The organism is Phenylobacterium sp. (assembly GCF_036501465.1).
In the GTDB taxonomy this organism is placed as follows: Bacteria; Pseudomonadota; Alphaproteobacteria; order Caulobacterales; family Caulobacteraceae; genus Phenylobacterium.
Genome location: NZ_DASYAF010000138.1, coordinates 113,057 through 134,840, shown reverse-complemented (window position 1 = coordinate 134,840; position 21,784 = coordinate 113,057). Strand labels below are relative to the sequence as shown.

Annotated in this window: 20 protein-coding genes, 1 tRNA gene and 1 pseudogene; 9 read left to right on the top strand and 13 right to left on the bottom strand. The window is 70.4% G+C overall.

Annotated features, from left to right (window positions below; translation table 11 throughout):
- From VGL85_RS14840 to VGL85_RS14825, 4 genes and pseudogenes are all read right to left on the bottom strand, one after another.
- A pseudogene (locus tag VGL85_RS14840) lies at positions 1-328 on the bottom strand (M23 family peptidase); the annotation flags it as partial.
- A 130-nt stretch (positions 329-458) separates the two neighbouring features.
- The gene (locus tag VGL85_RS14835; protein ID WP_331589731.1) at positions 459-1,037 is read right to left on the bottom strand and encodes a TMEM175 family protein; all 579 of its coding nucleotides are present in this window, start codon (positions 1,035-1,037) and stop codon (positions 459-461) included.
- Positions 1,038-1,105: 68 nt separating this feature from the next.
- A tRNA-Ser gene (locus tag VGL85_RS14830) sits at positions 1,106-1,195 on the bottom strand.
- Positions 1,196-1,330: 135 nt separating this feature from the next.
- On the bottom strand, positions 1,331-1,753 hold the full coding sequence (locus tag VGL85_RS14825) for a PaaI family thioesterase (protein WP_331589730.1): 423 nt from the start codon (positions 1,751-1,753) through the stop codon (positions 1,331-1,333).
- 175 nt (positions 1,754-1,928) lie between these two features.
- Here VGL85_RS14825 and VGL85_RS14820 point away from each other — a divergent pair, with 175 nt between their 5' ends.
- The 5 genes from VGL85_RS14820 (at position 1,929) to VGL85_RS14800 (ending at position 7,500) form a co-directional block, all read left to right on the top strand.
- On the top strand, positions 1,929-3,443 hold the full coding sequence (locus VGL85_RS14820; RefSeq protein ID WP_331589729.1) for an AMP-binding protein: 1,515 nt from the start codon (positions 1,929-1,931) through the stop codon (positions 3,441-3,443).
- Between the two features lies 1 nt (position 3,444).
- Entirely contained in the window at positions 3,445-4,617 is a 1,173-nt protein-coding gene (locus VGL85_RS14815) for a thiolase domain-containing protein (protein ID WP_331589728.1), read from the top strand.
- A gap of 2 nt (positions 4,618-4,619) precedes the next feature.
- Positions 4,620-5,036 carry a Zn-ribbon domain-containing OB-fold protein gene (locus VGL85_RS14810; protein WP_331589727.1) on the top strand — a complete coding sequence of 139 codons (417 nt, stop codon included), beginning with the start codon at positions 4,620-4,622 and terminating at the stop codon, positions 5,034-5,036.
- A gap of 66 nt (positions 5,037-5,102) precedes the next feature.
- On the top strand, positions 5,103-6,431 hold the full coding sequence (locus VGL85_RS14805) for an amino acid permease (protein WP_331589726.1): 1,329 nt from the start codon (positions 5,103-5,105) through the stop codon (positions 6,429-6,431).
- Positions 6,432-6,465: 34 nt separating this feature from the next.
- Positions 6,466-7,500, top strand: coding sequence for an aromatic ring-hydroxylating oxygenase subunit alpha (locus tag VGL85_RS14800; protein WP_331589725.1), 1,035 nt, complete (start codon positions 6,466-6,468; stop codon positions 7,498-7,500).
- 90 nt (positions 7,501-7,590) lie between these two features.
- On the opposite strand, the gene VGL85_RS14795 is transcribed toward VGL85_RS14800, so the two are convergent.
- The 3 genes from VGL85_RS14795 to VGL85_RS14785 form a co-directional block, all read right to left on the bottom strand.
- A complete protein-coding gene (locus VGL85_RS14795; protein ID WP_331589724.1) occupies positions 7,591-8,637 on the bottom strand; it encodes a hypothetical protein in 1,047 nt (348 codons plus the stop codon).
- A 75-nt stretch (positions 8,638-8,712) separates the two neighbouring features.
- Positions 8,713-9,264, bottom strand: a complete 552-nt coding sequence (locus VGL85_RS14790) for an AAA family ATPase (RefSeq protein ID WP_331589723.1) — start codon at positions 9,262-9,264, stop codon at positions 8,713-8,715.
- Positions 9,265-9,272: 8 nt separating this feature from the next.
- Complete coding sequence (locus VGL85_RS14785; protein ID WP_331589722.1) at positions 9,273-10,493, bottom strand: CoA transferase; 1,221 nt, start codon at positions 10,491-10,493, stop codon at positions 9,273-9,275.
- A gap of 93 nt (positions 10,494-10,586) precedes the next feature.
- Between VGL85_RS14785 and VGL85_RS14780 the strand changes: the two genes are divergently transcribed.
- Positions 10,587-11,753: an acyl-CoA dehydrogenase family protein gene (locus VGL85_RS14780; RefSeq protein WP_331589721.1), complete on the top strand. Its 1,167-nt coding sequence runs from the start codon at positions 10,587-10,589 to the stop codon at positions 11,751-11,753.
- A 13-nt stretch (positions 11,754-11,766) separates the two neighbouring features.
- Positions 11,767-12,543: an enoyl-CoA hydratase/isomerase family protein gene (locus VGL85_RS14775; protein WP_331589720.1), complete on the top strand. Its 777-nt coding sequence runs from the start codon at positions 11,767-11,769 to the stop codon at positions 12,541-12,543.
- 8 nt (positions 12,544-12,551) lie between these two features.
- Here VGL85_RS14775 and VGL85_RS14770 read toward each other — a convergent pair whose 3' ends face one another.
- The 5 genes from VGL85_RS14770 to pgl are packed head-to-tail and all read right to left on the bottom strand — an operon-like array spanning position 12,552 to position 16,930.
- Positions 12,552-12,836, bottom strand: a complete 285-nt coding sequence (locus VGL85_RS14770; RefSeq protein WP_331589719.1) for a hypothetical protein — start codon at positions 12,834-12,836, stop codon at positions 12,552-12,554.
- Complete coding sequence (gene eda / locus VGL85_RS14765; protein ID WP_331589718.1) at positions 12,833-13,453, bottom strand: bifunctional 4-hydroxy-2-oxoglutarate aldolase/2-dehydro-3-deoxy-phosphogluconate aldolase; 621 nt, start codon at positions 13,451-13,453, stop codon at positions 12,833-12,835. Before eda ends, VGL85_RS14770 begins: the two co-directional genes overlap by 4 nt.
- A 3-nt stretch (positions 13,454-13,456) precedes the next feature.
- Positions 13,457-14,425 (bottom strand): glucokinase, encoded by a 969-nt coding sequence (gene glk / locus VGL85_RS14760; protein ID WP_331589717.1) that lies wholly within the window; start codon positions 14,423-14,425, stop codon positions 13,457-13,459.
- Positions 14,425-16,251: a phosphogluconate dehydratase gene (gene edd, locus VGL85_RS14755; protein ID WP_331589716.1), complete on the bottom strand. Its 1,827-nt coding sequence runs from the start codon at positions 16,249-16,251 to the stop codon at positions 14,425-14,427. The genes glk and edd overlap by 1 nt, the downstream gene beginning before the upstream one ends.
- Before the next feature lie 4 nt (positions 16,252-16,255).
- Positions 16,256-16,930 carry a 6-phosphogluconolactonase gene (pgl, locus tag VGL85_RS14750; RefSeq protein ID WP_331589715.1) on the bottom strand — a complete coding sequence of 225 codons (675 nt, stop codon included), beginning with the start codon at positions 16,928-16,930 and terminating at the stop codon, positions 16,256-16,258.
- A 168-nt stretch (positions 16,931-17,098) separates the two neighbouring features.
- Here pgl and VGL85_RS14745 point away from each other — a divergent pair, with 168 nt between their 5' ends.
- Complete coding sequence (locus tag VGL85_RS14745; protein WP_331589714.1) at positions 17,099-18,175, top strand: glycosyltransferase family 4 protein; 1,077 nt, start codon at positions 17,099-17,101, stop codon at positions 18,173-18,175.
- Between the two features lie 9 nt (positions 18,176-18,184).
- On the top strand, positions 18,185-20,344 hold the full coding sequence (locus tag VGL85_RS14740) for an amylo-alpha-1,6-glucosidase (RefSeq protein ID WP_331589713.1): 2,160 nt from the start codon (positions 18,185-18,187) through the stop codon (positions 20,342-20,344).
- Between the two features lie 9 nt (positions 20,345-20,353).
- Here the strand turns inward: VGL85_RS14740 and pyk are convergent, their stop codons facing one another.
- Positions 20,354-21,766 carry a pyruvate kinase gene (gene pyk, locus VGL85_RS14735; protein ID WP_331589712.1) on the bottom strand — a complete coding sequence of 471 codons (1,413 nt, stop codon included), beginning with the start codon at positions 21,764-21,766 and terminating at the stop codon, positions 20,354-20,356.
- Positions 21,767-21,784 lie beyond the last annotated feature (18 nt).

Genomic DNA, 21,784 nt, shown 5'->3' with positions numbered 1-21,784 from the left:
CCTCGTGCTCGCGCGCGCCGCCGTCGCGCGAGGCGTGGAAGCAGCCCTCGCCGAAGGCGTCGACGCCGCGCGGGGCGTGGCCGGTGGGATTGGCGATGTCCGGCTGGCCGTCGCCGTCGAGGTCGGCGCCGATCCAGACCGTGCGGGTCTCGGTCGCCGGCGGCGTCGCGCGCCTGGCGAAGTCCGCCAGGCCGGCCAGCAGGCGGCTCTGCGCCTGCGGCCCGGACCCCACATGGACCGCCGCTTCCGCCAGGCCAAGCGAGATCACCGCCGCGGCCAGGCCGCAAGCGAGAATAGTCGAGCTCTTCCGAAGCCGTGCCACAGTCACGTGCAGTCGTTCAAGCGCGACCGTAAGATCAGATGGGCATCCCATGCGACGAGAAGTAGGTCCATAGGGCAGGAATATTGATGTGTCATCTCGCCGCTATGCGAATGACGCCTGCAATGCTGACGCTTGCTCAAACGCTCTGGATCGTCCGCTCCACGCGGCGATCGGGGATGAACCACATCGCCGCCACGGCCACGTAGAGCGCCAGCGAGGCTTGCGGCCGGACGAACGCCAGGCCGATGGCCAGCGCATAGGCCACCAGCGAGGCATAGCCCTTGAAATCGCGGCCCATGGCCCGGGCGATGTCGGAGTCGGGGCCATGCAGGTGGACCAGCAGCCGGCTCAGGATGGTGTAGGCCAGGCCCGCCATGATCAGCACCCCGCCATAGGCCGCCACCGGGACCCCGTTGAAGTGGCTCTCGCTCAGCCAGGACGTGACGAACGGCACCAGGGACAGCCAGAACAGCAGGTGCATGTTGGCCCAGAGGATGGGCCCATCCACCCGCTCGCAGAGCGCCAGCATGTGGTGGTGGTTGTTCCAGTAGATCGCCACATAGACGAAGCTCAGCACATAGCTCAGGACCACCGGCAGCAGGGGCGCGAGATCGCTGAGCGACGTCCCGTGCGGCACCTTCAGCTCCAGCACCATGATGGTGATGATGATCGCCACCACCCCATCGGTGAACGCCGTCAACCGCTCCTTGCCCATGCGCCCGCCCCTCTGCAAACCCAGCCGCGAGCTTAGCAGGCCCAGCGGCGGCGATCCTGCTTATGGTTTGGCGGAGAGGGTGGGATTCGAACCCACGGTACCCTTCCAGGTACGCCGCATTTCGAGTGCGGTGCTTTCGACCACTCAGCCACCTCTCCAGAAGCCGGTATCGGACCCGTCGAAGAGGTCCGCTGAGCGAGGCGCGGAACCTACTCATCCGACCCGGGCCATGCAAGAGCCCCAGGATCGGGCCGGCCGATCCCGCGCGGAAGCCAAGTATCTCTTCGGCGCGGCTATTTCGGCCAAAGCACCATCTGGGTGCAGCGGAACAGCGCCATGGTCTTGCCGGTCGTGCGGTTGATCGCCTCGGCGTCCCAGACCTGGGTCATGCGTCCGCCGTGGGCCAGCCGCGCGCGGCATTCCACGACCTCACCCGCCTTGGCGGTGCCCAGGTAGTTGGTCTTGAGCTCGATGGTGGTGAAGCCGCTCGCGCCCTCCGGCAGGCTGGCGACGCAGGCGTAGCCGCAGGCGCTGTCGACCAGGGCGATCACCGAGGCGGCGTGCAGGAACCCGTTCGGCGCCATGTGCCGCGGCTCGACCGCGAACCAGCCGGACGCGCGGCCATTGGCGACCTCTTCCCACTGGATTCCCAGCTCGCCGGGCAGGGTTCCCGCCTGCCGCTCGGCGAAATAGGCCGCCACATTACCGTCCATCATCGAAGCTTCTCCCGCCGTGTCGCCCTCTTGGCCTCCAGCTAGGAAGCCCGCTTGCCGAAACCAAGGCCTTGCGGGCGATGGGCCGGATGGGGAGAGTGACGGCCCCGCCGATCATTGCGGCGGACCCCAGGATTTCAGACCGGCGGGCGCGACCCGCCGCACATTGGGACGGACCATGGCCGAACAGACCACCACCCAGCAGACCGCCTTCGGGACCTACGAGACGACCGAGATGATCTCGCTGGGCGCCAAGCTGAAGCAGCATGCGACCTTCCAGCCGAACGCGCCGGCGGTGAGCTGCGGGGCGACCACGCTCACCTACGCCGAGCTGCACCGGCGGACCAACCGGCTGGCCCGGGGCCTAACGGCGCTGGGCGTCAAGCCTGGCGACATGGTCACCATCGGCCTGCCCAACAGCGTGGGTTTCGTGGAGGCCTGCTACGCCATCTGGAAGCTGGGCGCGACGCCGCAGCCGGTCTCCTTCCGCCTGCCCAAGGCGGAGCTGGAGGCGATCATGGAACTGGCGAAGACGCCGATCGTAATCGCCGAGTTCAAGCACGAGATCGACCGGCCGCTGGTCACCGTGGCAGACATCGCGGCCAAGGCAGATGACGACGGCGACCTGCCGGACGCCACAGCGCCGGTCTCCAAGGCGCCCACCAGCGGCGGCTCGACCGGGCGGCCGAAGCTGATCCTCTCCGGCCAGCCGGGGGTGACGCCGAAGGAGACGCCGGAGGTCGGCGGCTGGCGGCTGACGCCCAATTCCATCGCCGTCCTGCCGGCGCCGCTCTACCACAACGCCGGCTTCGGCATGATGATGGCGGCGGTATCCCAGGGCTGCCACCTGGTGGTGATGCCCAGGTTCGATCCCGAGGCGACCCTGGCCGAGATCGAGGCGCGCAAGGCCACCTGGGTCTATGTCGTGCCCACCATGATGAACCGCATCTGGCATCTGCCGGACGCGGTGCGCGAGCGCTATGACGTCTCCTCGCTGGAGGCGCTCTGGCACCTGGCGGCGCCCTGCCCGGCCTTCCTGAAGGAGGCCTTCATCCGCTGGATCGGGCCCGACAAGGTGCTGGAGCTCTATGCCGGCACCGAGGCCCAGGCCGTGACCATCATCACCGGCGCGGAGTGGCTGGAGCACCGCGGCTCGGTGGGCCGGGTGACCATCGGCGAGATGAAGGCCGTGGGCGACGACGGCGCAGACCTGGGCGCTGGCGAGGTGGGCGAGATCTACATGCGCCGTCCGGAAGGCGCGCCGCCGACCTACAAGTACCTGGGCGCCACCGCCAAGGTGCTGGAGGGCGGCTGGGAGAGCCTGGGCGACATCGGCTGGTTCGACGAGGACGGCTACCTGTACCTGGCCGACCGGCGCACCGACATGATCCTGGTGGGCGGCTCCAACGTCTATCCGGCCGAGATCGAGGCGGCGCTGGAGGAGCATCCGCAGGTGCAGTCGGTGGCGGTGATCGGCCTGCCGGACGACGACTTCGGCAACGCGGTCCACGCCATCGTCCAAGCCAAGGGAAAGGTGACGCCCGAGGACCTCAAGGCCCACCTGGCCGACCGGCTGGTGAGCTACAAGCAGCCGCGCTCCTATGAGTTCGTGGACGAGCCGCTGCGCGACGACGCCGGCAAGGTGCGTCGCACGGCGCTGCGCGATGCGCGGGTGAAGAAGGAGCCCGCGTGACATGAGCATCCGGGGCAAGGCCTACATCATGGGCGCGTTCGAGCATCCGCTGCGCGACGCGCCGGACAAGACGACGCCGCAGCTGCACGCCGAATGCGCCGCCGGCGCCCTGGCCGACGCGGGGCTCTCCAAGGACGACGTGGACGGCTACTTCTGCGCCGGGGACGCGCCGGGGTTCGGCGGCCTCTCCATGATCGACTACATGGGCCTGACGAACGTCCGCCACCTGGATTCCACCGAGACCGGCGGCTCGTCCTACATCGTCCATGTGGGCCATGCGGCCGAGGCGATCGCGGCGGGCAAGTGCTCCGTCGCCCTGATCACCCTGGCCGGGCGGCCCAGGCAGGCGCGCGGCGGCGGCGGTCGCGGCGGGTTCGGCGAGCCCGCGCCGGAGGCCGGCTTCGAGAACATCTACGGCGGCTCGACCCACAACACCTACGGCATGTGCGCCATGCGCCACATGTATGAGTACGGCACGACGTCCGAGCAGCTCGCCTGGATCAAGGTCGCCGCCAGCCACCACGCCCAGTGGAACGAGCACGCCTTCCTGAAGGACGTGGTCACCGTCGAGGAGGTGGTGAACTCCAGGATGATCGCCGACCCGCTGCACCTCCTGGACTGCTGCGTGGTCACCGATGGCGGCGGCGCCCTGATCGTCACCAGCCCTGAGGTTGCGAAGAGCCTGAAGCGGCCGAAGGTGCGGGTGCTGGGCGCGGGTGAGGCGCCCAAGGGCCCGCGCGGCGGCCTGGACCTCGACCTCACCTATTCCGGCGCCGTGTGGTCGGGACCGCGGGCGTTCGAGGAGGCGGGCGTGAGGCCGGCCGACATCAAGTACGCCTCGATCTACGACAGCTTCACCATCACCGTGCTGATGCAGATCGAGGACCTGGGCTTCTGCGAGAAGGGCCACGGCGGCAAGTTCGTGGCCGACGGCAACCTCATCTCTGGTGTCGGCAGGCTGCCGTTCAACACCGACGGCGGCGGGCTTTGCAACAACCATCCCACCAACCGCGGCGGCATCACCAAGGTGATCGAGGCGGTGCGCCAGCTGCGCGGCGAGGCGCATCCCAAGGTGCAGGTGGCGAACTGCGACCTGGCGATCGCCCAGGGCACGGGCGGCTCGCTCGGCACCCGCCACGGCTCGGCGACGGTGATCCTGGAACGGGAGGCTTGAGCATGTCGGAAGAGCGCGATCCCAATGCCCCGATGACCCGGCCGATCCCGGCGCCGGTGGTCAACCTCGAGACCCAGCCCTTCTGGGACGCCGCCAAGCAGGGCCGCTTCCTGATCAAGCGCTGCGTCGCCTGCGGCAAGGCCCACTGGTATCCGCGCGCCATCTGCCCCTACTGCGCGTCCGGCGAGACGGTGTGGGAAGACAGCCCCGGCGAGGGCGTGATCTACACCTTCTCGGTGATGCGCCGCTCGCAGACCGGCCCCTACGCCATCGGCTATGTGACGCTCGACGAGGGCCCGTCGGTGCTGACCAACTTCCTGGGCGTGGGGCCGGACGCGCTCTCCATCGGCCAGCGGGTGAAGGTGCGCTTCCAGGAGACGGACGGCGGGCCGCCCGTACCGGTGTTCGCGCCGACCTAGGCGCCGTCCGCGATCCGGGCCAAGGTCGGGCGACGCCGGAGCCAGGCGTCAGAGCCGGGGGGCTCCATGGCCGTATCCAACGCCGGCGAACTCTCGCCGCCACCCGCCGTTTCGTCGCACCACGGATCGGTGGGCCTGTTCGGGGCGATCGGCCTGGTCGCCGGCAGCATGGTGGGCTCGGGCATCTTCCTGTTGCCGGTCAGCCTGGGCGCGATCGGCTCGATCTCCATCCTGGGCTGGATCGCCGCCACCGCCGCGGCCCTGACCGTCGCCGGGGTGTTCGCCTGGCTGGCCGGCGTGGCCCCGCAGGCCAAGGGCTTGCCGGACTATGTGGAGGCGGGCCTGGGCCCGGTCTTCGGTGTACAGACCTCGCTCGCCTATTGGTTTGGCTGCTGGACGGGGATGGTGCCGCTCGCCATCGCCGTGGCCGGGGCGGTGGGATATCTCGTTCCAGCCCTGGCCGGACCCGGCCCGCGGCTGATGCTGACCCTGGCTTCGATCTGGCTGAGCATCGCGGCCGCCTGGGTCGGACCCCGGACCGTGGCGCGGGTCGAAGGCGCGACCCTGGCTCTTGGCCTGGCCCCGGTGGCGATCGCCGCCACAGCGGGCTGGCTGGCCTTCCATCCGAGCCTGTTCCTGGCGTCCTGGAACCCCAAGGGACTCAGCCTGCCCGCGGCGGTCGGCCCTTCGGCGCTTACCGCCTTCTACGCCTTCCTGGGCGTCGAGTGCGCGGCCGCCGCCGCGGGCGTGGTGCGCGATCCGGCCCGCAACGTACCCCGCGCCAGCCTGATCGGCGTCGCCGCGGTCGCCGCGCTCTACATCAGCGCCTGCACCGTCCTGATGGGCATCCTGCCGGCTGAGGCCCTCGCCAGATCCAGCGCCCCGTTCGCCGAGGCCGGGCGGACCGTGCTGGGGCTGGGCGTGGCCGGGGTGATCGCGGTCTGCGGCCTGTTGCGCGCCCAGGGCTGCCTCACCGGCTGGGTCCTGGTCACCGGCGAAACCAGCCGCAGCGGCGCCGACGCCGGGGTGTTCCCCGCCATCTTCCGCACCCGTCCGGGCGAGCGGGCTTCGGCGGTCAACCTCATGGCCACCGGCGGATTGATGACCGTCGTCGCCCTGGGCACCGCCTCGCCCAGCCTTGGCCAGCAGTTCAGCCTGCTCGCGGACATCAGCGTGCTGACCAGCCTCTACAGCTATGCACTGGCCGGGGGATCCCTGATCCGGCTGTCGGGCCGGCTCGCGCCGGCCCGCCGCTGGCCCGCGCGGCTGACCGCCCTGGTGGCGATCTCAGCCAGCGTGGTCCTCATCGCCGCGGCCAAGCCGGTCGAGCTCGCGGTCTGCGCGGGCGTCGTCGTCGCGGCCGGCCTGCTGTATCTGTGGCTGCGCCGCCGCTAGTCTGCGGTCACGCGCGAAAGTCCCAGGAGACGCGATGCTGCGGGTCGATCTCTACAACGGCGAGGACGCCTTCCAGGCCGATCGGATGCGCGTCCTGCGCCGGTCCTGGCAGTTCGTCGGCCATGAGGCCATGACGCCCAATCCCGGCGACTACCTGGCGGAGGAGGTGGGCGGCGCGCCGGTGGTGGTGGTGCGCAACGCGCGGGGCGAACTGGCCGGTTTCCACAACGTCTGCCGCCATCGGGCCGGGGCGCTGGTGGCCGACGGCCAGGGTCATTGCGGCGAGGCGTTCGTCTGCCGCTATCACGGCTGGCGCTACAGCCTGGACGGGCGGCTGCGCAGCGCCACGGATTTCGGCGCCGCCCCGGGGTTCGACCCGCGGGACTTCGGCCTGTTCCCGACCCGGGTGGAGACCTGGCGCGGCCTGGTGTTCGTCAACCTCGACCTCGACGCCCCGCCGCTTTCGGCGCTGGTCGGCCCGCTGGAGAGCGTCCCGCCGTTCCCGGACTTCCCGTTGACCGACCGGCGCAGCCATCGGCTGGCCTGCAACTGGAAGACCTATGTGGAGAACTATCTGGAGGGCTACCACCTGCCGATGGTGCATCCGGAGTTCGACGCCGACGTGGTGGTCGCCGACTACCTGGTGGAGATCGCGGGCCAGGTGATCTTCCAGTCGGCGCCGGCGCGCGACGCCTCGGTCTACGCCGGGACCTGGGCCTGGCTGTGGCCCAACCTGGCGATCAACACCTATCGCCATGGCTATATGATCGAGCGGATGACCGCGGTGGGCCCGCAGGAGACCCGGCTGGACTACTTCTACTTCTTCGATCCCGCCCGCGGCGCCGAGCTGGCGCAGATGTTTACCGCCTCCGACCGGGTGACGGCCCAGGACAAGCAGGTCTGCGAGGAGGTGCAGCGCAATCTCGGCGCCGGCGTCTATCGCGGCGGGGTGCTGTCGCCGAAACACGAGCGCGGCGTGGCCTGGTTCCAGGCCCGCATCGCCGAGGCGCACGGCGAGCACCCTCAACCCGCATTCCCCGCGAAAGCGGGGACCCAGGTGTTTTCATAGTGTCCGCCGCCCTCGCCCGAGGACCAGCTGAGAGAAACAAAAAAAGCCTGGATCCCCGCTTTCGCGGGGAATGCGGTTGTTGGGCCTGGGCTACTCGCCGCCGCTCTTGGCCTTGGCGGCGGCGGCCTGCTTCTCCTCGCTGCGCGCGCCGGCCAGCATGCCGGTGAGCGCATAGTTGCCCTCGTGGCAGGCGTATTCGTAGACCTGCCCCTTGGTGGCGCGCATCTGCACCTCGCCGCTGTAGGGCGCGGTATAGGCCGGGTCCTCGACGGTGAACTGGTAGGAGAGCGAGGTCGGGCCGATCCGGCGGAAGCGCTCGACCACCTTCTGGTTCGGCGAGCCGCCGCGCAGGCCCTGTTCGGGGCGCATGTTGGTGGTCTCCACCACCAGGGTGTCGCCTTCCCAGTGACCGACGCTGTCGCCCATCCAAAGCTTGACGTTGGAGGGGCCGTGCTGGGCGTTCATATGGATGTGGCGCACGTCGTGGACCATCTCCACGTCGATGGCGATCTCGTCCTTGGTCTGCACGATCTGGTAGGTGTTGTTGTACATCAGCGGCAGCATCGGCGGCCCGGCGGACGAGCCGAATGACAGCAGGCAGCGTTCGCCCAGGCCGAAGGTCTCAGGATTGTCCGTGCGGCTGGCCATGCGCGCGCGCATCGCCCGCGGGTCCGGCGCACCGGGCGCGCGGGGCGGGAACTGGCCGTTGGCCGGCGAGGTCAGGATCGAGGCGCGCTTCTCGCCGTTGATGTCGATCAGCTTGGTGCCCGGATCCTTCCAGCCCTGGTTGTAGCCGCAGTTGAAGCCGGAGATCCCGTCCGGCCCGCAGTCGGCGTTCTTCAGGTCCTTCACCGTGGCGTTGGCCGGGGTCGGCGCATCAGCCCGGGCGATCTGCGCCTGCGTCGCCTGTTCCAGGTTGTCGGCTTCCTGCTTGGTCAGCACGTTGCGGTCGCCAAGCTTCGGGTTGCGGGTGAGCGGCGTGATGGTCGCCGTCGTCCAGTTGCCCTGCAGGTCCGGGTGGCCGTCGGCGGCGAGCGGCGGCTTGTAGGCGCCGGCCGCCGTGGCGGTGGTCGCCAGGGCCAAGGTCCCCAGGGAAAGCGCGGCTACGGAAACGGCCGCCAAATGTTCAATACGCATGATCAAATCCTCCACCCGACTATCCGGGACCCGACTCTTCGCGGTCGGCGCTGCCTAGAGAATAAACCCGCGCTCTCAGATGGAAAGGGCTTCGGCGGCCAGCCTGTCCATCAGGGGCGCGGCCTCGCGCGGATGGCGCAGGCGTTGCTTGACCAGCCCGGCCGTCGAGGGATCGTCGAACAGGGCGCCAAGGGCGGCGCGCCGATGATGATAGGTGTCCCAGGCCCAGCGGATCGGGTGCTCCTTGCCGAACCAGCGGTGGAACTCCTCGTAGTTGCCGGTGCCGGGCCAGAGCTCCGTGTGCATGATCGCCCGGGCGAAGGAGCGGCGGATGACGCGCGCCATGATCACGGCGCGCGGATAGTCCAGCCAGACCAGATGGGTCGCCCGCTCCAGGATCAGCGGCCGCACCACCGAATAGTTGCCGTCGCAGGTCCAGGCGTCCGGCGCGATGGCCTGGCGCACCCGCGCGCGCAACTGGTCCGGATCGGCCCGGCTGAGGTTGGTCCAGTTCGGGTCCCAGTTGAGCGCATCGAGTTCGACGTAGGGCGCGCCGATCCGCCGGGCCAGGGCCCGGGCGAAGGTCGACTTCCCCGACCCCGTCGAGCCCAGCATCAGCAGGCGCATGGCGGCGTCTAGGCCTCTTCCCCCAGGCCGATCTCGGCCAGCACCTCTGCGGTGTGCTCGCCCAGGCGTGGCGGATGGCGCCGCACGTTCGCAGGCGAGCCCGTGAACTTCACCGGCGGCTTGACCTGCTTGTAGGTCCCGCAGTCGGGATGATCGTAGTGCTCGAAGAAGCCCACGGCCTGCAGGTGCGGGTCGGCCTCCAGGTCGTCGAGGCGATTGGTGCGCACCACCGGGATGGACATCGGCTTCAAGAGGTTGAGCCATTCCTGGGTGGTCTTGGTCCCGGTCACCGTCTCCACCAGGGCGTAGAGTTCATGGGTGTGCTTGGCCCGCGCCGCGTAGTCGGAGAAGCGCGGGTCCTTGGCCAGCGTGTCGCCCCAGCCGGCGACCTCGAAGAACTGGTCCCACTGCTTGTCGGTGTAGGGAAGAAGGCCGATGTAGCCGTCCGCGGTGCGGAACGGCTTGCGGTGCGGATTGACCACCCGCGGATAGCCCCACTGGCCGAGCGCCGGCTCGAAGGCGTGGTCGTAGAGGTGCTCGACCAGCAGGAAGCTGGTGACGCACTCCAGCATCGGCACCTCGATGAACTGGCCTTGGCCGGTGCGCGCCTTGTGCAGCAGGCCGGCGGTCACCGCCTGGGCCATGAACAGGCCCGAGACCTTGTCGGCCACCAGGGTCGGCAGGATGCGCGGCGTCTCGTTGCCGTCGGTGCGCGGCAGCACGTCGGCCAGGCCGGAGGCCGACTGGATCAGGTCGTCGTAGGCAGGCTCGCCGGCATAGGGCCCGTCGGAGCCATAGCCGGCGGCGTGGACGTAGACGATGTCCGGCTTGATCGCCTTGACGTCCTCGTAGGCGAGGCCCAGCCGCTTCAGCCCCTCGTAGCGGACCGAGGCGGCGAACACGTCGCAGCTCTCGATCAGCCGCTTCATGGCCGCCTGGGCCTTGGGATCCTTCAGGTCCAGCACCACCGAGCGCTTGTTGCGGTTGATGCCCAGGAAGATCGGCCCCATGTCGCGCGGCGCGCCGGGCGGCACGTGGCCGGGGTAGCGCATGATGTCGCCGCCGCCGCCCCGCCGGCCGCCCGGATCCTCGATCTTGATCACGTCGGCGCCCTGGTCGGCGAGGATCTGGGTCGCATAGGCCCCGTTGACCACGCTGGTCAGGTCGAGGATCCGCACGCCCGCCAGCGGCCCCGTCGCCTTCTCCGCCAGCTTCTTCGTCTTCGTCACTGCACGCTCCCCCAAGACTCCGCGTTTCCAGGCCGCTTCCGGTAGTTATGATCAACCCAGTCTACAAGATCGCATACGCGAGGGGAGCGGCCGATGGAATTCGAACTCGCCGAAGAGCACCGGATGCTCAAGGACCTGGTGGCCAATTTCGTCCGCGACGAGCTGATGCCGCTGGAGGCCGGCGTGCTGGCCCGCGAGGCCGACGGCAAGGGGCTGGGGATCGGCGAGACCGAACATGCCCGCCTGGACAAGGTCGCCCACGAGCTTGGGCTGTTCGGCCTGGACGCGCCGGAGGACGTCGGCGGCTCGGACCTGCCGATGGTGGCCATGGTCGGGGTGGAGGAGGAGCTGGGCCGTTGCGTCACGCCCTACACCCTGCCGCCGGACAGCCCGAACCTGCGCATGCTGATGCAGACGGTGGATGAGCGCCAGCGCGCCGCCTACCTCGCGCCCTATGTGGCGGGCGAGACCGTCTCGGCGATCGGCATCTCCGAGCCCGGCGCTGGCTCCGACCCGGCGGGCATGACCACCCGCGCGGTCAGGGACGGCGACGACTGGGTGATCAACGGCCGGAAGATCTGGATTTCGCGGGCGGCCGACGCCGACTTCACGATCCTGATGGCGGTGACCGACCAGGAAAAACGCGCCCGCGGCGGCATCTCGGCGTTCCTGGTGGACAAGGGCACGCCCGGCTTCAACGTGCTGCGGCGCATCCCGATGATCGGCGGGGCCTACACCTATGAGGTGGCGCTGGAGGACTGCCGGGTCGAGGGCTGGAAGCTCTTGGGGACCGAGGGCGCGGGCTTCGCGCCCATGCAGACCCGGCTCGGCACCCGGCGCATCCAGATGGCCGCCTGGTCGGTGGGCATGGCGCAACGGGCGCTGGAGATGGTCATCGAATACGCTCCGCAACGGAAGACCTTCGGGGTTCCGCTTTCCGAGCGCCAGGCGATCCAGTTCTGGGTGGCGGAGGCGGCGACCAAGATCCACGCCACCCGGCTGATGGCCTACGACTGCGCCTGGAAACTCGATCAGGGCCGCGACGTCAGGAACGAGATCAGCATGATCAAGTGGTTCGCCACCGAGATGGCCTATGAGACGGTCGACCGGGCCATGCAGGCCTTCGGCGCCATGGGCATGACCAAGGAGCTGCCGCTGGCGCAGATGCAGGCCAAGCTGCGGACCATGCGCATCTATGACGGCCCCACGGAAATCCATAAGTGGGTGGTGGCCAGGAACCTTCTGGGGACAAGAAAGTGATCGAGGGGACGTGATGCAGGGCAAGTTCGGAGAACACATCTCGGTCGCGGCCGAGGGGCATGTGGCGGTCATCACCATGGACCGGCCGCCGCACAACCACGTCAGCGTGGAGTTCATGCGCGACCTGGCCAACGCCTTCGAGGCGATCGACGCCGACGTCGAGCTGCGCTGCTCGGTGCTGCAGGCGCAGGGCAAGAACTTCTGCGCCGGCGCCGACCTGGTGCGCCGCGAGACCGAGGGCGGCCTGGGTGCGGTGAACCCGCTCTACGACGAGGCCGTGCGGCTGTTCTCGGCCCAGAAGCCCATCGTGGCGGCGGTGCAGGGCGCGGCGGTGGGCGCGGGCCTTGGCCTGGCGGTGATGGCCGATTTCCGGATCGCCTCGCCGGACGCCAAGTTCGCCGCCAACTTCGTCAAGCTGGGCTTCCATCCGGGCTTCGGCCTGACCCATACCCTGCCGCGCCTGGTCGGGCCGACCAAGGCCGAGCTGATGTGCCTGACCGGCCGTCGCGTGAAGGCCGAGGAGGGCTTGCCCTGGGGCCTGGTGGACGAAGTCGTGCCGCTGGAGGCGTTGCGGGGCGCGGCCCTGCGCCTGGCCCAGGAGATCGCCGAGAACGCGCCCCTGGCCATCGTCTCCACCCGCAAGACCATGCGCTGCGACCTCGCCGCCGCCGTGCGCGCCCAGACCGACATCGAGGCCAAGGAGCAGGGCTGGCTGCGCGACACCGAGGACTACAAGGAAGGCGTCCGCTCGGTGGCCGAGCGGCGGGTCGGGAACTTCGTAGGGCGCTGAGGCGCCCGCTAGCCCCGCTCGAACCGCGCGCCGGCGACCCGCTCGCATTCGGTGGCCAGGGCCTTGAAGAGCAGGCTGAGGATGATCAGCGCCCGGCCTTCCACGTCGGCCGCTTCGGCGCCGGCGTGCCAGTCGACCTGCATGTCGAAGGCGAGCCTGGGCGTCATCGGATTGCTGGCCAGCACGCTGACCGTCGCCAGGCCCGCCTCGTCGGGCTGGGCGCTGGCCTCGACCTCCCAGCGGAGCTGTTCGTGGGTCGGCTCCGAGATCGGGTCCGGGGACGGCTCGCTCATCGGGCGAGGCCTGCGGCTTCGGCGGCGAGCGCGGTGATCCGTCCCCAGTCCCCGGCCCGCACGGCGTCGATCGGCGCGACCCAGCTGCCCCCCACGCAAACGACGTTGGGCAGGGCCAGGTAGTCGGCCGCATTCTTCGCGTTCACGCCGCCGGTGGGGCAGAAGCGCGCCTGCTGGAACGGGCTGGAGAACGCCTTCAGGGCGCCCACCCCACCGACGATATTTGCCGGGAACAGCTTGAAGACCTTGAAGCCGGCGGCGAGCCCGGCCATCAGCTCGGTGGCCGTGGCGATCCCGGGCAGCAGCGGCGCGGGCCCGCCGGCGGCCTCGCCCTCGATCAGGCCCGGGCTGACGCAGAACTGCGCGCCCGCCGCGGCCGCGGCCCGGCGCATGGCGGGGTTCAGCACCGTGCCCGCGCCCACCACCGCGCCCTCGATCTCGCCGGCCATACGCTCCAGGCAATCCATGGCGTCCGGCGTGCGAAGCGTGACCTCCAGCACCGGCAGGCCGCCGGCCACCAGGGCGCGGCCCAGCGGCAGGGCGTCGGCCGGGCTCTCGATGATCAGCACCGGAATGACCGGCGCCAGGGCCAGGATCTCGTCGATTGACCGCGTCATCCTTCAGAGCCGCTCCATCATGCCGAGTTCGCGCGCCGCCCCGATCAGCGCCGGATAGGGGTGGGTGACCAGCGAGGTCGGGATCTGGGAAACGTAGGGGCTGAGCCGGCCCTTGTCCTCGAACCGGGCGCGGAAGCCGCCGGCCGCCAGCCGGTCGGCCATGCGCGGCGCGATGCCGCCGGAGACGAAGACCCCGCCGCGCGCCCCGAAGCTCAGCGCCAGGTCGCCGGACACCGAGCCCAGGATGGCGCAGAACCGGTCCAGGGTGTCTGCGGCCAGGGCGTCGCCCTTGGCGGCGGCCTCGTGGACTTCCTTCTCGTTCTGCAGGCTGGGCGCCTGCTGGCGCAAGCCGGCCAGGATCCCATAGAGCTCAAAGAGCCCGCGGCCGGACAGGATGCGTTCGACCGACACCCGGCCATAGCGTTCGCGGAACTTGCTCCAGATCTCGACCTCCACGTCGTCGGAGGGCGCGAACGCCGCGTGGCCCCCCTCGGTGGAGACCTCCACGTCGCCGCGCTCACTGCGCGCCAGGCCCGCAACCCCGAAGCCGGTGCCGGCGCCCAGCACCAGCATGGGCTCGTTGGGCGCGCTGCGCAGGGCCGGCCCCAGCGGCCGCAGCGCCTCGCCGTTGAGCAGCGGGCAGGCCAGCGCCTGGGCGGCGAAGTCGTTGATCAGCCGCACCGCCTCGAACTCGAACTGCGCCAGGATGTCGCCTTCGGAGACCTGCCAGTCGAGGTTGGTGAACTCCATCTCCCCGTCCAGCACCGGGCCGGCCACGGCGATCACCGCGCGCGGCACGCGTTTGCGCCCGAGGGTGCGTTCCAGATAGTCGGCGATGACGTCACCCAGCGAGGCGTAGTTGGCGGCGGGGTAGATGTGCAGGTTGCGCACCCGGCCTTCGCCGTCGATCAGCGCCAGGCGCGCGTTGGTGCCGCCGATGTCGCCCACCAGGCCGGTGTATTGCGGCTTCATCAGGCGGCCTCGACCCTGTCGGCCGCAAACAGGGCGCAGGCGCCGGCGTCGGCGGGGCCGGCGGCCCGGCGCATCAGGCCGAACAGCTCGCGGCCATAGCCCTGGCCGGCGGCCGGAGCCTGGGGCGCAGGCCGGCCCATCAGCACGTTCGGTTCCACCTTGATCTCCAACGTCCCTTTGGTCGCGTCCAGCCGCAGGATGTCGCCGTCGCGCACGCGGCCGATCGGCCCGCCGTCGGCCGCCTCGGGCGTCACGTGGATCGCCGCCGGGACCTTGCCGGAGGCGCCCGACATCCGCCCATCGGTGACCAGGGCGACCTTGAAGCCCTTGTCCAGCAGGACGCCCAGCGGCGGGGTCAGGTTGTGCAGTTCGGGCATGCCGTTGGCGCGTGGCCCCTGGAAGCGGACGACAGCCACGAAGTCGCGCTCCAGCTCGCCGCGATGGAAGGCGGCCTGCAATTCCTCCTGGTCGTGGAACACGCGGGCCGGCGCCTCGATCACCAGGTGCTCGGGTTTCACCGCCGAGGTCTTCATCACCGCACGGCCGAGCGGGCCGGTGATGAGGCGGATGCCGCCTTCAGCCTGGAAGGGATCGTCCACCGGCCGCAGGATGTCGGCGTTCAGCGAGGCGGCCGGCCCCTCGCGCCAGACCAGCTTGCCGTCGTCCAGGAACGGCTCGGTCTGGTAGCGGCGCAGGCCCTGGCCGGCCACCGTCAGCACGTCCTCGTGCGCCAGGCCGGCGTCGATCAGCTGGCGGACCACGAAGGCCATGCCGCCCGCCGCCTGGAAGGCGTTCACGTCCTCGGCGCCGTTCGGATAGACCCGCGCGATCAGGGGCGTGATGCGGGAAAGGTCGTCGAAATCCTCCCAGGTGAGCCGCAGGCCCGCCGCGCGGGCCATGGCGATCAGGTGCAGGGTGTGATTGGTCGACCCGCCGGTGGCCAGGAGGCCGGCCAGGGCGTTCACCAGGCTTCTGGCGTCCACCACCTGGGCCATGGGCGCATAGGCGTTGGTCCCGTCGCGGATCTCGATGGCGCGCCGGGCCACGGCGGCGGTGAGCGCATCGCGCAACGGGGTGTTCGGATGGACGAAGGCCGCGCCCGGCAGGTGCAGGCCCATCATCTCCATCATCATCTGGTTGGAGTTGGCGGTGCCGTAGAAGGTGCAGGTGCCGGGGCCGTGGTAGGAGGCCATCTCCGAATCCAGCAGCTCCTCGCGCGTCGCCTTGCCCTGGGCGTAGAGGGCCCGCACCCGGGCCTTCTCGTGGTTGGAGACGCCGGAGGTCATCGGCCCGCCGGGCACGAAGATCACCGGCAGGTGGCCGAAGGCCAGGGAGCCGATCACCAGGCCCGGCACGATCTTGTCGCAGACGCCCAGCATCAGGGCCGCGTCGAAGGCGTCGTGGGTCAGGGCCACGGCGGCGGCCATGGCGATGGTGTCGCGGCTGAACAGCGACAGCTCCATGCCCGGCCGGCCCTGGGTCACGCCATCGCACATGGCCGGCACGCCGCCGGCGTACTGGGCGGTCCCGCCCGCCTCGCGCGCCGCGGCCTTGATGATGGCCGGGAAGCGCTCCAGCGGCTGGTGCGCCGACAGCATGTCGTTGTAGGCGCTGACGATGGCCAGGTTCGGCGCGGTGGGGTCGCGCATGGTGCGCTTGGCCGCGTCGCTCTCGGCGGCGAAGGCATGGGCCCAGTTGGCGCAGGAGAGCTTGGCCCGGCCGGTTCCGGCCGACCGTGCGGCCTCCATCCGATCGAGGTAGTCGGCGCGGCTGTCCTTGCTGCGTTCGATGATCCGTTCGGTGACGTCCGCCGTGACCGGATGCATGTGGCTATCCTTCGAAGTTCGGCGCCCAGAATATCCTGACCGGAACCTCACCCTGGTTAAGGATCGTGGCGACCGGCAGGTCGGCGCCGGCCGGACCCACGGCGCGGTCGATCACCTGCCGCTTAGCCTCGCCGGCGATCAAGAGGAAGATGGCGCGGCTCTGCAACAACGCGGCGAACGTCAGGCTGATCCGGGGAACCGGCGGGCTGCCGAAGCCCTGCGGCGACTCGGCGACAAGCGCCGGACCCGCGGCCTGGGCCATCACCGGGCTGCCGGGGATCAGCGAGGCCACATGGCCGTCCTCGCCCATGCCCAGCATCACCGCGTCGAAGGGCATGAGCTTAAGAAGCGCCGGCTCGGCATAGTCGGTGAGCGGTAGGAACTGGGCGGCGGCCGCGCGGCCCACCAACAGCCGCTCGCGCAGCTGGCGGGCGTTGGAATTGGGCGAGTCGGCATCCACCTGCCGTTCGTCCGAAAGCGTCACGGCCACATGCGCCCAGTCGAGGTCGGCGCGGGCCAGGCGGTCGTAGACCGGCCCGGGCGAGCGGCCGCCGGTGGCCACCAGGCTGGCCCGTCCGCGGGCCGCCAGCCCCGCGGCCAGCCGCTCGATCACGGCGTCTGCGGCGGCAGCAGCCAGGCTGGCGCCGTCAGGGAAGGTTTCGGGTTCAGGCAAGCGCATCGGGCCGCTGATAGCGCAGTCGCGCGCCGGCGTCCCTCATATGACGCAAATCACGGAAATATTGACGCTATCTTGGGAACCATCGGGGGGTTCGCGCAGTAGGTCTGTAGGCGGTTCGGGGCAGCCGCTGTGGGCGGCCCCGACACTTGTTGAGGAACCCACTCGTCCATGTCTTTCTCGCCACTCCGGATCGCCCAGGTCACACCGCTGTACGAGGCCGTTCCGCCGCGCCTCTACGGCGGCACCGAGCGGGTGGTGGCGCACCTTACCAACGCCCTGGCCGACCTCGGCCATCAGGTGACCCTGTTCGCCAGCGCCGACGCCCAGACCCGCGGGCGGCTGGTGCCGGTGCGCGACCAGGCGATCCGGCTGGACCCTGCGCCGCTCAAGTCGGACCTCGCCGCCCATATGTCGATGATCGCCGAGGTGCGCCGGCGCGCCGACCAGTTCGACATCATCCACTTCCACACCGACATCATCCATTTCCCGTTCTTCGAGCACATGGCCGAGCGCACACTCACCACCCTGCACGGGCGGCTGGACCTTAAGGACCTGCCGGCGGTCTACCGGCGCTGGCCGCAGTTCCCGCTGGTCTCGATCAGCGACAGCCAGCGCGCGCCGCTGGCCTTCGCCAACTGGGCGGCCACGGTGCCGCATGGCATGAGCGCCGAGATCTATGAATTCCACCCGCAGTCGCGCGGCTATCTGGCGTTCCTGGGCCGCATCTCGCCGGAGAAGCGGCCGGACCGCGCCATCGCCATCGCCAAGGCGGCCGGCATGCGGCTGAAGATCGCCGCCAAGGTCGACCCCGTGGACGAGACCTATTTCGAGGAAAAGATCGAGCCGCTGCTGGACCTGGACCAGATCGAGTTCGTGGGCGAGATCGGCGACGCGCGCAAATCCGACTTCCTCGGCGGCGCCGAGGCCCTGCTGTTCCCCATCGACTGGCCCGAGCCCTTCGGCCTGGTGATGATCGAGGCCATGGCCTGCGGCACGCCGGTGATCGCCTACGACTGCGGCTCGGCGCCGGAGGTGGTGGAACACGGCCTGACCGGCTTCATCGTCCGCGACCTGGCCGAGGCCGTGGCCGCGGTCGGCCAGGTCCCGAACCTGGACCGCGCCGCCATCCGCCGACGCTTCGAGCAGCGTTTCTCGGCAAGGGCCATGGCAGAACGCTATCTCGCCCTCTATGGTCGCCTGGCGAACAGCGACGCGGCCGCGAACGTGGAATTCGCCGCCGAGTAAGGCCCAAGTATGGACGACCTCTCCTCGGCGCCGGTCGCGCCCGTTGAGCTAGGCGCGACCAGCGAGCCGCGCACGCCCTCGCGGCTGTTCTCGCTGAAGGACCGCGACACCTTCATCGTCGCCGACGCCTTCGGCGACATCCTGGGCCTCGGCGACGGCCTGTTCCACGACGACACCCGCATCCTGTCGCAGTTCAACCTGCGGCTGGGGACCGAGACCCCGTCCCTGCTGTCGGCCGCCATCGGCCGGGACAATGTCTTCTTCACCTCCAACAGCGCCAACCAGACCCTGCCCCGGCCAGGCGGCCCGATCGCCCCGCCCGGCGTGATCCACATCGAGCGCAAGCGGTTCCTGTGGGACGAGCGGCTGTTCGAGCGGATCACCCTGGTCAACTACAGCCGCGACGACGTGCTGACCCCGCTGGTGATCGAATTCGCCGCCGACTTCCGCGACATGTTCGAGGTGCGCGGGCTCAAGCGGCCCGTCCGAGGGACCATGGGTCCGCCCCAGACCGACGGCCGCGCGGTCCGCTTCGACTACCACGGCCTCGACCGGGTGGACCGGATCAGCTTCATCAGCTTTTCCGACCCGCCCGGGCGGCTGACCGACAGGCGCGCGGAGTTCATGTACCCGCTGGGGCCGGAGAAGCGGCTGGAACTCTATGTCGAGGTGGCGGCCCGGCCGGGACCGGCGCCGACCCGCGAACGGTTCCGCAGCGCCGCCGCCGTCGCCCTGTGCGCCATGCGCGCGCGCCGCCGCCACGGCGCGCGGCTGAAGAGTTCGGGTCGGCTGTTCAACGAGTGGCTGGACAAGTCGGCGGCGGACCTGGCGCTGCTCACCACCCTGATGGAGACCGGGCCCTACCCCTATGCGGGCATCCCCTGGTTCTCCACCGCCTTCGGCCGCGACGCGATCATCACCGCCTGGCAGATCCTGTGGTTCGAGCCGTCGCTGGCGCGCGGCGTGCTCACCTACCTGGCCGCACACCAGGCCGAGGAGGTCTCGGCCTTCCGCGACAGCCAGCCCGGCAAGATCATGCACGAGACGCGCCGCGGCGAGATGGCGGCGCTGGGCGAGGTGCCGTTCGGCCGCTACTACGGCGGCGTCGACACCACCCCGCTGTTCGTCGCCCTGGCCGGCGCCTATGCCGAGCGGACCGGCGACCTGCGGCTGATCGAGCAGCTTTGGCCGGCCCTGGAGCGGGCGATCGGCTGGATCGAACTCTACGGCGACTCCAACGGCGACGGGCTGATCGACTACATGCGCGGCGCGGATTCGGGCCTCGCCAACCAGGGCTGGAAGGACAGCCAGGACTCCATCTTCCATGCCGATGGCCACTTCCCGCGCGGGCCGATCGCCTTGGTGGAGGTGCAGGGCTACGCGTTCGCCGCTTACAACGCCATGGCGCGGCTGGCGGAGCTGCGCGGCGACCAGGATGTGGCCTCAAGGTACCGCGCCCGCGCCGAGAGCATCCGCGCCGACGTCGAGCGCATCTTCTGGATGGAGGACCAGCAGTTCTACGGCGTGGCCATGGATGGCGACGGCCAGCTCTGCCGCGTCCGCACGTCCAACCCGGGCCACCTTCTGATGGTGGGCCTGCCCGCGCCGGAGCGGGGACGCCAGGTGGCCAAGCGCCTGCTCTCCGGCGAGTTCTTCTCGGGCTGGGGCGTGCGCACCCTGGCGACCGGCATGCCCCGGTTCAATCCGATGTCCTACCACAACGGCTCGGTGTGGCCGCACGACACGGCGATCTGCGCGCTCGGCATGTCGCGCTACGGCGAGCGCGACGGCGTGGTGCGCCTGACTGCGGCGCTGTTCGAATGCGCGGCCAGTTCCGAGCTGCGCCTGCCGGAGCTGTTCTGCGGCTTCCCGCGCATGCCGGGCGAGCCGCCGGTGGGCTATCCGGTGGCCTGCATGCCGCAGGCCTGGGCGGCCGGCGCCGCCTTCATGGCCCTGCAGGCCTGCCTGGGCGTCACGGTGGATGGCGCGCGCGGCGAGATCAGCATCGTCGATCCGCGCCTGCCGATCGGCATCGACCAGCTGCACGTGGACGGCCTGCGCGTCGGCCACGAGCGCGTGGGCCTGGCCTTCCAGCGGGTCGACGGCCGCGTGGCGGTGACCACCCGCGGGCGCGCCCGCACGCCCATCCGCCTGCACGGCGAGGACTAGGGCGCGCGCTCAGCGGGTGGGTGCATGGGCGATGCGCAGGATGTTGGCGCTGCCCGGACGGCCCATGGGCAGGCCGGCCAGGATCAGCACCCGCTGGCCGGGTGCGGCCAGGCCGCTCGCCACCGCCTGGTCCAGGGCGACCTTGGTCAGCTCCTCCGGGTCCTGGGGCTCGGCCACCACCCGGGGCTCGACGCCCCAGATCAGGGCCATCCGCCGGGCGGTGTCGAGACTGGGCGTCAGCGCGAGCGTCGGTTGCAGCGGCCGTTCGCGCGCCAGCCGCAGCGCCGTCTGGCCGGTGGTGGTGAAGGCCGCAAGGCAGGCCGTGGAGGCCGCGTCGGCCGCCTTGCGCGCGGCGGCCACCAGGGCGTCGGCGTCGGCGTCCTCCACCGGATATTCCGCACGCATCAGCTCGGGCCAGCGCGGGTCGTGCTCCACGCGCGCGATGATGCGGTCCATGATCGACACCGCCTCCAGCGGATAGGCGCCCACCGCGCTCTCGGCCGACAGCATCACCGCATCGGCTCCCTCGTAGACCGCCCCGGCCACGTCGGAGGCCTCGGCGCGGGTGGGCGTCGGCGAATGGGTCATGGACTCCAGCATCTGGGTCGCCACGATCACCGGCAGGCCGCGCAGGCGCGCGGCGCGCACCAATTGCTTCTGGACCACCGGCACCTCTTCCGGCGCCAGCTCCACGCCCAGGTCGCCGCGGGCCACCATCACCGCCTGGCAGAGGTCGAGGATCTCATCCAGCGCCTCCAGGGCCGAAGGCTTCTCGATCTTGGCCAGCACATTGGCGCGGCCCTTCACCAGGCTGCGCAGCTCGGCCATGTCGGAGGCGCGCTGCACGAACGACAGCGCCACCCAGTCGACGCCCTCCTTCAGGGCGAACCTGAGGTCGGCCCTGTCCTTGTCGGTGAGCGCCGGGATCGGGATCGACAGCGCCGGCAGGTTCAGGCCCTTGTGGTCGGACAGCGCCTGGCCCGCCTCCACCTCGGTGTCGGCGAAGTCCGGGCCGTGGTCGCGCACCCGCAGGCGCACCTTGCCGTCGTCGAGCAGGACCGTCGCGCCCTCGCGCAGGGCGGCGAACACCTCCGGGTGCGGCACGCCGATACGGCTGGCGTCGCCGGGTTTCGAACTCAGATCCAGGCGCAGCGACTGGCCGCGCTGCAGCAGGATGGCCCCGTCGGCGAACTCGCCCAGCCGCAGCTTCGGTCCCTGCAGGTCGGCCAGCACGGCCAGCGGCCGGCCGATGGCGGCCTCGGCGTCGCGAACCGCGGCGATGGTCTGGGCGTGGTCGGCATAGGCGCCGTGGCTGAAATTGACCCGGAAGACGTCGGCGCCGGCCAGCGCCAGCTCCGCTACCCGGCTGCGGCTGGCGGGGCCCAGGGTGGCGACAATGCGGGCTCGGCGGGTGCGGATCATGGGGCGGAGGCTTACGGC